The organism is Sporichthya sp., assembly GCF_013815995.1.
Taxonomy (GTDB): Bacteria; Actinomycetota; Actinomycetes; order Sporichthyales; family Sporichthyaceae; genus Sporichthya.
In genome coordinates, this window is sequence record NZ_JACDFE010000191.1 from 1 (window position 1) to 8794 (window position 8794).

Genomic DNA, 8794 nt, shown 5'->3' on the forward strand with positions numbered 1-8794 from the left:
GGCCGCGGCTGAGGGCACGTGGCTGACCGCCGGGTCGGTGCGCGCGCTGCCGGCCGCGGTGCGGGCGCTGCCCGAGCTGAAGGCCGCCCGCCTGCTGCTGGGCCTGGGCTGCATCGGTGCCCTGGTCGGCCTGGCCTGGGTCGGTTCGCCGAGCCAGCTGAACATCGCCACGGTCGCGTCCTGCTACGCCGTGGTCGCCGTTTCGCTGGTCGTGCTGACCGGCTGGGCCGGCACCGTGAGTCTGGGTCAGATCGCGATCCTCGGCACCGGCGGCGTGGTCGCCGGTGACCTGATGGCGAAGTGGAACGTCGACTTCTTCGTCGCGATGGTCGCCGGCGGTGCGGCTGGGGCCGGCATCGCGCTGCTCGTGGCGATCCCGGCCCTGCGGGTCAGTGGGCAGCTGCTGGCGGTCACCACGCTGACCTTCGCGGTGACGGTCGACAACTTCTTCTTCAACCCGACCAACTTCCCGTGGTTGGTGCCCGGCGCGTTCGACCGTCCGGTGCTGTTCCAGCGGTGGGACATGCGCGAGGACCGCACGCTCTATCTGGTCGGCCTCGCCCTGGTGCTGTTCTCGGTCGTCATCGCGAAGAACCTCGCCCGCGGCCGGACCCGGCGCACCATGGTCGCCACCCGGGACAACCCGCGCGCCGCCGCCGCGGCCGGTGTCGACGGGGTGCGCTCGAAACTGACCGCGTTCGTGATCTGCGGCGTCCTGGCCGGGATGGCCGGCGCGGTGCACGCGACTGCGCTCGGTGCGGTCGGCCTGCGCACCTACAACACCTCGCTGTCGCTGCTGGCCTTCACCACCGTGGTGATCGGCGGCGTCGCCTCCATCGGCGGCGCGCTCGCCGCGACCGTCGCGCTGCACCTGGTCATCTACTGGGTCCCGCAGCTGCAGCTGGTCGCGACCGGAGCCGGGGTGCTCTTCGTCCTGCTCCTGCTCCCCGGCGGCATGGCGCAGGCCGGGACCGGCATCCGCGACCGGTTCGCGACATGGGCGGCCCGCCGCCACGGCGTCGAGTGGGATCACGACGACGCGTTCAGCAAGGCGACCGTGACCCCCACCGTCGAGACCGACCCGGCCGCCGCCGAGGCCCTCGCCGTCGCCGAGTCCGTCGTCGCCGAGGAGGAAGCCGCCGCCCAGCAGGCGCACGTGCGCTCCGGAGCGGACGCCACCGTGGCCGGCGCCGACATCGCGCTGGGCTGCCGGGGGATCGAGGCCTCCTACGGGCCGAACCAGGTGCTCTTCGGCGTCGACCTCGACGTGCGGCACGGTGAGGTGGTCGCCCTGTTGGGCACCAACGGCGCCGGCAAGTCGACCGTGCTGCGTGCGCTGTGCGGGCTGTTGCCGCCCTCGCACGGCACCACTTCGCTTAACGGCAAGCGCATCGACAAGCTGGCGCCGGAGAAGATCGCCGCCGCGGGCCTGGCGATGATGCCCGGTGGCCGCGGCATCTTCCCGACGCTGACCGTCTCGGAGAACCTGCGCCTGTCCACCTGGCTGGTCCGCCGCGACGGCGACGCCGTGGCCGAGTCCCGCCGCCGCGCCCTCGAGCTCTTCCCGCCGCTGGCCGCCCGCATCGACACCCGCGCCGGAGACCTCTCCGGTGGCGAGCAGCAGATGCTCTCGATGGCCATGGCGATGGCCGTGAAGCCCAAGGTGCTCTGCATCGACGAGCTCTCCCTGGGCCTGGCCCCGACCGTGGTCGCCGAACTGGTCGACGTGGTCCGCGACATCAACGCCGACGGCGTCACGGTCGTGGTCGTCGAGCAGTCGGTGAATGTGGCCCTGCTCCTCGCCGAGCGCGCGGTGTTCCTGGAGAAGGGCCGGGTCCGCTTCTCCGGCCCGACCGGGGAACTGCTCGACCGCCCCGACATCCTGCGCGCGGTCTTCCTCGGTGCCGCCGCCGACACCGCCAGGACCAGCACCGCAACGTCCGACGGGCCGAGCGCTATGACGCACGCCGCGTCGGACGTCCAGGTGGATGCGACGCCGGCCCTGGAGGCCCGCGGGCTGACCAAGCGCGTCGGCGGCATCACCGTCGTCGACGGCGTCGACCTGGTCGTGCCGAGGGGCCGGATCGTCGGGCTGATCGGGCACAACGGCGCCGGCAAGACCACGGTCTTCGACCTGTTGTCCGGCTTCCTGGCCTCGGACGGCGGGACCGTGAGCCTGGGCGGACACGACATCACCACCGCCCCGCCGTACCAGCGCGCGCTCGGCGGACTGGGCCGCTCGTTCCAGGACGCGCGGCTCTACCCGGGGCTGACCGTCGCCGAGACGATCGCGGTGGCGCTGGACCGGCACCCGGCCAGCCGCGACCCGCTCGCGGTCGCGCTCTGGCTGCCGGCCGCTTTCGACGTGCACGACGCGGTGCAGGTCCGGGTCGAGGAGTTGCTCGAGACGCTCGGCCTGACCCGCTACCGCGACCACCCCACCGGCGAGCTGTCCACCGGCACCCGGCGCATCGTCGAACTCGCCTGCGTGCTGGCCCAGGAACCGGACGTCGTGCTGCTCGACGAGCCGTCCGCCGGTGTTGCCCAGCGCGAGGCCGAGGCCCTGGTCCCGGTGCTGCGCCGGGTGCAGTCCGACCTGAGCTGCGCGATGGTCGTGGTCGAGCACGACATGGCGCTGATGGCCAACCTGTGCGACTCCCTGGTCGCCCTCGAGACCGGCCGCGTGATCGCCGAGGGAACACCCGCCGAGGTGCTCGCGCACCCCGCGGTGATCAGCTCCTACCTCGGCACCGACGAAGCATTTCTCGCGCGCTCCGGGGAGCGCTGACCCGCGAGCCTCTGCCACCCCTCTCCAACGGATGTCATCCGCGGTGATGAGCTGAGGATGTCATCCGCAGTGATGAGCTAGGGATGTCATCCGTTGGAGAGGGGTCCGCATGTCCGAACAACTGCAGTCGATTCGCTATGAGACCCGTGGGCGGATCGCCTACCTGACGCTGAACCGCCCGGACAAGCTCAACGCCATCAACGGCGCGATGCCGCGCGAGATCTCGATCGCCGTCGATCGGGCGAACGACGACCCTGCCGTGCACGTCATCGTGGTCGCCGGGGCCGGTCGCGCGTTCTGCGCCGGCTACGACCTGACCGAGTACGCCGAGCAGGGCGTCGCCACCCAGGACGTGGTCTGGGACCCGATCGCGGACTTCCGGATGATGAAGCGCAACACCGACGACTTCTTCAGCCTGTTCCGCTCACTGAAGCCGACCATCGCGAAGGTGCACGGCTACGCGGTGGCCGGGGGCAGCGACATCGCGCTGTCCTGCGACCTGGTGGTGATGGCCGACGACGCCCGAATCGGGTACATGCCCTCGCGGGTCTGGGGCTGTCCGACGACGGCGATGTGGGTCTACCGCCTCGGTGCGGAGCGTGCGAAACGGATGCTGTTCACCGGCGACACCATCGACGGCACCCAGGCCGCCGAGTGGGGCCTGGTCGTCGAGGCCGTCCCGGCCGTCGACCTCGACGCGCACGTCGACGCGCTGGCCGAACGCGTCGCCGGCGTCCCCACCAACCAGCTGGCCATGCAGAAGCTGATGATCAATCAGGCCTACGACAACATGGGCCTGGCCGGAACGCAGTTGCTCGCCACGCTGTTCGACGGCATCACCCGGCACTCACCCGAGGGCCGCTGGTTCCAGGGCTTCGCCGCCGAGCACGGCTTCGCCGCCGCGGTGAAGTGGCGCGACTCCGGCCGCTGGATCCCGGAGGGCGGCGGACCGATCCCGACCGCGGAGGACCTGGAGACCTAGGAGAACAGATGCTCATCATCGCCGGGACGCTGACCGTGGCGGCCGCCGATCGGGACGCCTACGTCCGCGACTGCGTCGTCGCGGTCGAGGCGGCCCGCGCCCACCGGGGCTGCCTGGACTTCTCCGTCAGCGCCGACCCCGTCGACCCCGGCCGGATCAACGTCTACGAGCGCTGGGACAACGAGGCCGACCTGCTGACCTTCCGCGGCTCGGGGCCGGACCAGGACCAGACCGGCCAGATCCTCGACGCGGACGTGAAGCGCTACGTCATTTCGGACATCCAGGACCCCTGACCGATAATCGAGCGGTGCTCGGCTTGCTGATGGTCGTGATGCGCGCCCTGCTGCGCCAGGCGACCGCGCTGCGCACCGACCTCGAGTCGGTGATCTGAGTGCCGATCGTGGTGCGCATCGACGTCGAACTGGCCAGGCGCAAGATGAGCGTCGGGGAGTTCGCCGGGCTGGTCGGGCTCACGCCGGCCAACGTGGCCGTGCTCAAGAATGGCCGGGCCAAGGCGGTGCGCTTCTCCACCCTGGAGGCGATGTGCCGGGTGCTGGAGTGTCAACCCGGCGACCTGCTGGAGTGGGTGGACGAGAACGAGCGGGCCCGGGTCTGATCCGGCGTCAGCTCGCGTAGCTGCGGAGGCCGGCCAAGGCGGCATCCAGTGCCTCGCCCAGCGGCGTGAGGTCCCCGCGGGCCTGGGCCAGCACCAGCCCGCCCTGGACCGCGGCGAGCAGCGAGGTGGCGAGGGTGTCCGGGTCGGCGCCGCGTCGCAGCAGGCCGGCGGCGCGCATCCGTTGCACCCCGGCCCGTAGGTGGCCGCGCCAGCTCTCGAAGTACGCGGCGATGTCCGCGCGCAGCTGCGGGTCCGAGGCGGCGGCCTGCCCGGCCAGCGACCCGATCGGGCAGCCGTGTTCGCCGGAGTTCGCGGTGTAGTGCGCCACCACGGAGTCCCGCCAGCGCTTCCAACTCGCCCAGCTGTCGAGCCGGTCCAGCTCCGGCCGTTGCGCGTCCAGGACCCGCTCGCCCTGGCAGGCGACGATCGCGCGCACGAGCTCGGCCTTGCCCTCGGGGAAGTAGTGGAACAGCTGACTGCGGGACGTCGAGGTGGCGACCCCGATCGCATCCAGGCTGGTGCCGGCCGTCCCATGGGTCAGCACGTGGTCGGCGGCGGCGACGACGATCCGCTCACGCGTCGCCGCGCCCTTCGCGGTCAGACCCTGGGGAGACATCGCTGGACAGCCTAGCGATTCTGGACTGCATAGTCCAAAGTATGACTGAACCAGTCAGTCCAAAATGGAGGATCGATGTCTGACCTGAGTGGACGCACCGCCGGCATGGGCCGCGGCTCGCTCTACGCAGCCAGCAAGGCGACGCTGGAGTCGCTGACCAAGGGCTGGGCGGCCGAGTTCGGTCCGCGCGGGTCCGGGTCAACGCGGTCGCGCCCGGTGTCACCCTCACCGAAGGGACCTCGGCGGGGGAGGAGTTCCTGCGTTCGGTGGTCGAGCGCTTCCCGGCCGGTCGCTTCGCCACCCCGGCCGATATCGCGGCGGCGGTGTCCTACCTGGCCGGCGACGATGCCGGGTACGTGCACGGCACGACCCTGGTCGTCGACGGGGGCGCGCTGGCCACCCGACTCTAACCTGACGCTGTGTCAGGAAGCGGCTCCAGTGCGACCGCCGGGGCGCTGCCGTCGGGTTCCACGGCCACGGCTGAGGTCGCCCCGGCCGCGATCGCGGCGATCTGGACCGGCCGTTCGTGGGCGCAGTTGTCGCAGACCGCCCGGACCTGACGTGGTCCGACGGCGGGGCCGGGAACCACCTTGAGTAGCACTCGGTTGTTTCCGTACCGCTCGACCCGGGTCACCGTGAAGTTCTCGCACCCCGGGCACTGGGTCACGGTGTCGAACTGTTTCCTCACCTTGGTCTTCTGGGGCGCCTCGTGCCAGATCCGCTGCCAGATCGGCGCCCCGGTCCGCCGCCACACCGGCTCTCCGAGCTTGTTCCAGACCGGCCGGAACACCGAGGACAGCGCCCTGCGCACGTACTTGTTGAACAGGAATTTGAGCAGCAGTCGGAGCCCCTTGACCAGGAGCGGCCCCAGCGCCAACAGCAACGGCATCGTGCGGTCCGGGCCTCAGAAATCCGCGTTGCGCGGCGTGCGCGGGAACGGGATGACGTCGCGGATGTTGGCCATCCCCGTCGCGTAGACGATGGTCCGCTCGAATCCCAGTCCGAACCCGGCGTGCGGGACCGTGCCGAAGCGGCGCAGGTCCCGGTACCACCAGTAGTCGTCCTTGTTCAGGTTCATCTCGTCGAGCCGGGCGTCGAGGACGTCGAGGCGTTCCTCGCGCTGGGAGCCGCCGATGATCTCCCCGATCCCCGGGGCCAGCACGTCCATCGCGCTGACCGTGCGGCCGTCGTCGTTGCACCGCATGTAGAACGCCTTGATCTCGCGCGGGTAGTTCATGACGACCACCGGGCGCCCGACCAGCTCCTCGGTCAGGTAGCGCTCGTGCTCGGACTGCAGGTCCGCGCCCCAGCGATGCGGGAACTCGAAGTTCTTGCCGGACTTCTCCAGCGCCGCGATCGCGTCGGTGTAGTCCATCCGCTCGAAGCTGGACTCGACGAAGGCCTCGAGCCGGCTGATGCAGTCCGGGTCGATCCGCTCGGCGAAGAAGGCCAGGTCGTCGCCGCGTTCGTCGAGCACTGCGCGGAACAGGTACTTGAGGAACTCCTCGGCCAGGTCGGCGTCGGCGGCGAGGTCGGCGAAGGCGATCTCCGGCTCGACCATCCAGAACTCGGCCAGGTGCCGCGCGGTGTTGGAGTTCTCCGCCCGGAACGTGGGCCCGAACGTGTACACCTTCGACATCGCCATGCAGTAGGTCTCGACGTTGAGCTGCCCGGAGACCGTCAGGTGCGCCTCGCGGCCGAAGAAGTCCTCGGCGAAGTCGACCTTGCCCTCGGGCGTGCGCGGCAGGTTGGCCAGATCCAGGGTGGAGACCCGGAACATCGCGCCCGCGCCCTCGGCGTCGTTGGCCGTGATGATCGGAGTGTGGATCCAGCTGAATCCGTTGGTGTCGAAGAACCGGTGCACCGCCATCGCCAGGCAGTGCCGGACCCGGGTGACCGCGCCGAAGGTGTTGGTCCGCGGCCGTAGATGCGCGATCTCGCGCAGGTACTCGAAGGTGTGCGCCTTGGCCGCCGCCGGATAGTTCTCCGGGTCCTCGACCCAGCCGAGCACCTCGACGTTGCTCGCCTGGAGCTCGACCGACTGACCCTTGCCCTTGGACTCCACGACCTCGCCGGTGACGACCACCGAGCAGCCGGCCGTCAGGTGGCTGACCTCGCCGGTGTAGTTCGCCAGGTCGGGCTTGGCCACCACCTGCAGCGCCGCGAAGCACGACCCGTCGTGAACGGCGACGAAGCTCATCCCGGCCTTGGAGTCCCGCCGGGTCCGCACCCATCCCTGCACCGTCACGCTCGAACCCAGCGCGGCATCCCCGCGCAGCACCTCAGAGATCCGCATCGTCGTCACGCGGTCGACCCTACGACCTCCAAACACAACGACTCTGGCTGCGCGCCGGGGCTATCGAAGGTGCCTGATAGCCCGGGCGCGCGACCAGAGTCGCGGAAGAGAGTGGTGCGTCAGCGCGAGTAGTACTCGACGACGAGCTGCTCGTCGCAGATTACCGGGATCTCGCTGCGGACCGGGGGCCGCTCGAGGCGGAACTTCAGGTCGCCGTGGTTCACCTGCAGGTACGGCGGAATGACCTCGGGGGCGTTCGCGCCGGCGGCGGCCACCTGGAAGTTCTTCTTGTTGCGGCTGCGGTCCGAGACACCGACGACGTCGCCCGGCTGCACGCGGTAGGACGGCCGGTCGACGCGCGAGCCGTTCACCTGCATGTGCTGGTGAGTGACCATCTGCCGGGCCTGGTAGATGGTGCGGGCCAGGCCGGAGCGCAGGACGAGAGCGTCCAGGCGGGTCTCCAGGTCGGCGAGCAGAACCTCGCCGGTCTTGCCGGTGTGTGCGTGCGCGTGCTCGAAGGCACGGCGCAGCTGGGTCTCGGAGATGTCGTACTGCGCGCGCAGTCGCTGCTTCTCCAGCAGACGGACCTTGTAGTCCGAGTTCTGCTTACGGCCGCGGCCGTGGACGCCCGGCGGGTAGGGGCGTGCCTCGAAGTACTTGACGCACTTCGGCGTGAGCGGGATACCGAGCGCCCGCGAACGCTTGGCCTTCGGACGAGACGAGTTCACAGAACCACTCCGACTGAGTAACTTAGGTGAGCCTAACCTAATGGAGACCAACGTGACGCAGACCAAGCAGTGCAGCGGCGGCCCGTCCTGGCCCACCAGCGCCGAGAGGGTTGTGACCCTGCTCGCCGCCGCCGATTCCCTGACGGTGACCACCGACGAGGCTCGTGAAGAGCTCGTCGGGCTGCACTCCCTGGACGCCGTCGGACGAGTTCTCCTCTGGGCGCCTGCAAGTTCAAGCGTGGTGACGCGGGTTCTCGCTGCCGCCGGGGGCGACGTTGAGGCCTGCATCGAGATCACGGACGTTGCCGCTGTGGCTGCCCGTGATCGGGTGCGTGCGCGTTTGACCGCGCACGGCTGGCTCAGCCTAAACCACCACGACGAGTGCTACGGCACCCCGGAGCTGGTGCTGGAGATCGCCCGCGTCGATCTTGAGGAGCGTGGGACCGTGACAACGGTCGAGGCCGTGGACCTGGCCATGGCTGAGCGGGACCCGCTCGCCATCCAGGAGCCGGACCTGCTGATGCACCTGGACCGCTGTCATCCGGAGGCGGTCGAGCTGCTCACCCGCTTGGTCGAACCGAGCGCCCTGCTGGCCGCGACCCGGGTGCTCCCGCTGGCGGTGGACCGCTACGGGATCGTGCTGCGGATCGAGCGGGCTTCAGGGCACCGCGACGTCCGCCTCCCCTTCCCGTCCCGGGCCGCCGATGCCATCGGGGCACAGCGCGGGCTGGGGGCGCTCCTCGCCGAGGCCGGCCGCCGGGCCCGCCG

Annotated in this window: 10 protein-coding genes and 1 pseudogene; 7 read left to right on the plus strand and 4 right to left on the minus strand. The window is 70.4% G+C overall.

Translation table 11 applies throughout. The annotated features are described in order from the left end of the window. The 5 genes and pseudogenes from H0X00_RS18275 to H0X00_RS18290 form a co-directional block, all read left to right on the plus strand. On the plus strand, positions 1 to 2788 hold a 2788-nt coding region (locus H0X00_RS18275; protein ID WP_293773700.1), incomplete at its 5' end, for an ATP-binding cassette domain-containing protein. Positions 2789 to 2897: 109 nt separating this feature from the next. Further along, on the plus strand, positions 2898 to 3770 hold the full coding sequence (locus H0X00_RS18280; RefSeq protein ID WP_293773702.1) for a crotonase/enoyl-CoA hydratase family protein: 873 nt from the start codon (positions 2898 to 2900) through the stop codon (positions 3768 to 3770). An 8-nt stretch (positions 3771 to 3778) separates the two neighbouring features. Further along, on the plus strand, positions 3779 to 4063 hold the full coding sequence (locus tag H0X00_RS18285; RefSeq protein ID WP_293773704.1) for a putative quinol monooxygenase: 285 nt from the start codon (positions 3779 to 3781) through the stop codon (positions 4061 to 4063). Positions 4064 to 4077: 14 nt separating this feature from the next. Then, positions 4078 to 4161 (plus strand): annotated as a pseudogene (locus H0X00_RS23945) (DUF2975 domain-containing protein); the annotation flags it as partial. After that, positions 4162 to 4386, plus strand: a complete 225-nt coding sequence (locus tag H0X00_RS18290; RefSeq protein WP_293773706.1) for a helix-turn-helix transcriptional regulator — start codon at positions 4162 to 4164, stop codon at positions 4384 to 4386. A gap of 7 nt (positions 4387 to 4393) precedes the next feature. Here the strand turns inward: H0X00_RS18290 and H0X00_RS18295 are convergent, their stop codons facing one another. After that, positions 4394 to 5002: a TetR/AcrR family transcriptional regulator gene (locus H0X00_RS18295; protein WP_293773708.1), complete on the minus strand. Its 609-nt coding sequence runs from the start codon at positions 5000 to 5002 to the stop codon at positions 4394 to 4396. Positions 5003 to 5166: 164 nt separating this feature from the next. Here H0X00_RS18295 and H0X00_RS18300 point away from each other — a divergent pair, with 164 nt between their 5' ends. Continuing rightward, positions 5167 to 5412, plus strand: coding sequence for an SDR family oxidoreductase (locus tag H0X00_RS18300; protein ID WP_293773719.1), 246 nt, complete (start codon positions 5167 to 5169; stop codon positions 5410 to 5412). On the opposite strand, the gene H0X00_RS18305 is transcribed toward H0X00_RS18300, so the two are convergent. From H0X00_RS18305 to rpsD, 3 genes are all read right to left on the minus strand, one after another. Then, a complete protein-coding gene (locus H0X00_RS18305; RefSeq protein ID WP_293773710.1) occupies positions 5409 to 5891 on the minus strand; it encodes a hypothetical protein in 483 nt (160 codons plus the stop codon). The genes H0X00_RS18300 and H0X00_RS18305 overlap by 4 nt on opposite strands. Positions 5892 to 5906: 15 nt before the next feature. Then, positions 5907 to 7298: an asparagine--tRNA ligase gene (asnS, locus tag H0X00_RS18310; RefSeq protein ID WP_293773721.1), complete on the minus strand. Its 1392-nt coding sequence runs from the start codon at positions 7296 to 7298 to the stop codon at positions 5907 to 5909. A 119-nt stretch (positions 7299 to 7417) separates the two neighbouring features. Next, positions 7418 to 8026, minus strand: coding sequence for a 30S ribosomal protein S4 (gene rpsD, locus H0X00_RS18315; RefSeq protein WP_293773713.1), 609 nt, complete (start codon positions 8024 to 8026; stop codon positions 7418 to 7420). A 40-nt stretch (positions 8027 to 8066) separates the two neighbouring features. Between rpsD and H0X00_RS18320 the strand changes: the two genes are divergently transcribed. Next, on the plus strand, positions 8067 to 8794 hold a 728-nt coding region (locus H0X00_RS18320; RefSeq protein ID WP_293773716.1), incomplete at its 3' end, for a DUF2470 domain-containing protein.

Coding starts and splice junctions, on each gene's coding strand:
- H0X00_RS18285 (WP_293773704.1), top strand. CDS start 3,779: ATGCTCATCATCGCCGGGACGCTGACCGTGGCGGCCGCCGATCGGGAC.
- H0X00_RS18295 (WP_293773708.1), bottom strand. CDS start 5,002: ATGTCTCCCCAGGGTCTGACCGCGAAGGGCGCGGCGACGCGTGAGCGG.
- H0X00_RS18280 (WP_293773702.1), top strand. CDS start 2,898: ATGTCCGAACAACTGCAGTCGATTCGCTATGAGACCCGTGGGCGGATC.
- H0X00_RS18305 (WP_293773710.1), bottom strand. CDS start 5,891: ATGCCGTTGCTGTTGGCGCTGGGGCCGCTCCTGGTCAAGGGGCTCCGA.
- asnS (WP_293773721.1), bottom strand. CDS start 7,298: ATGCGGATCTCTGAGGTGCTGCGCGGGGATGCCGCGCTGGGTTCGAGC.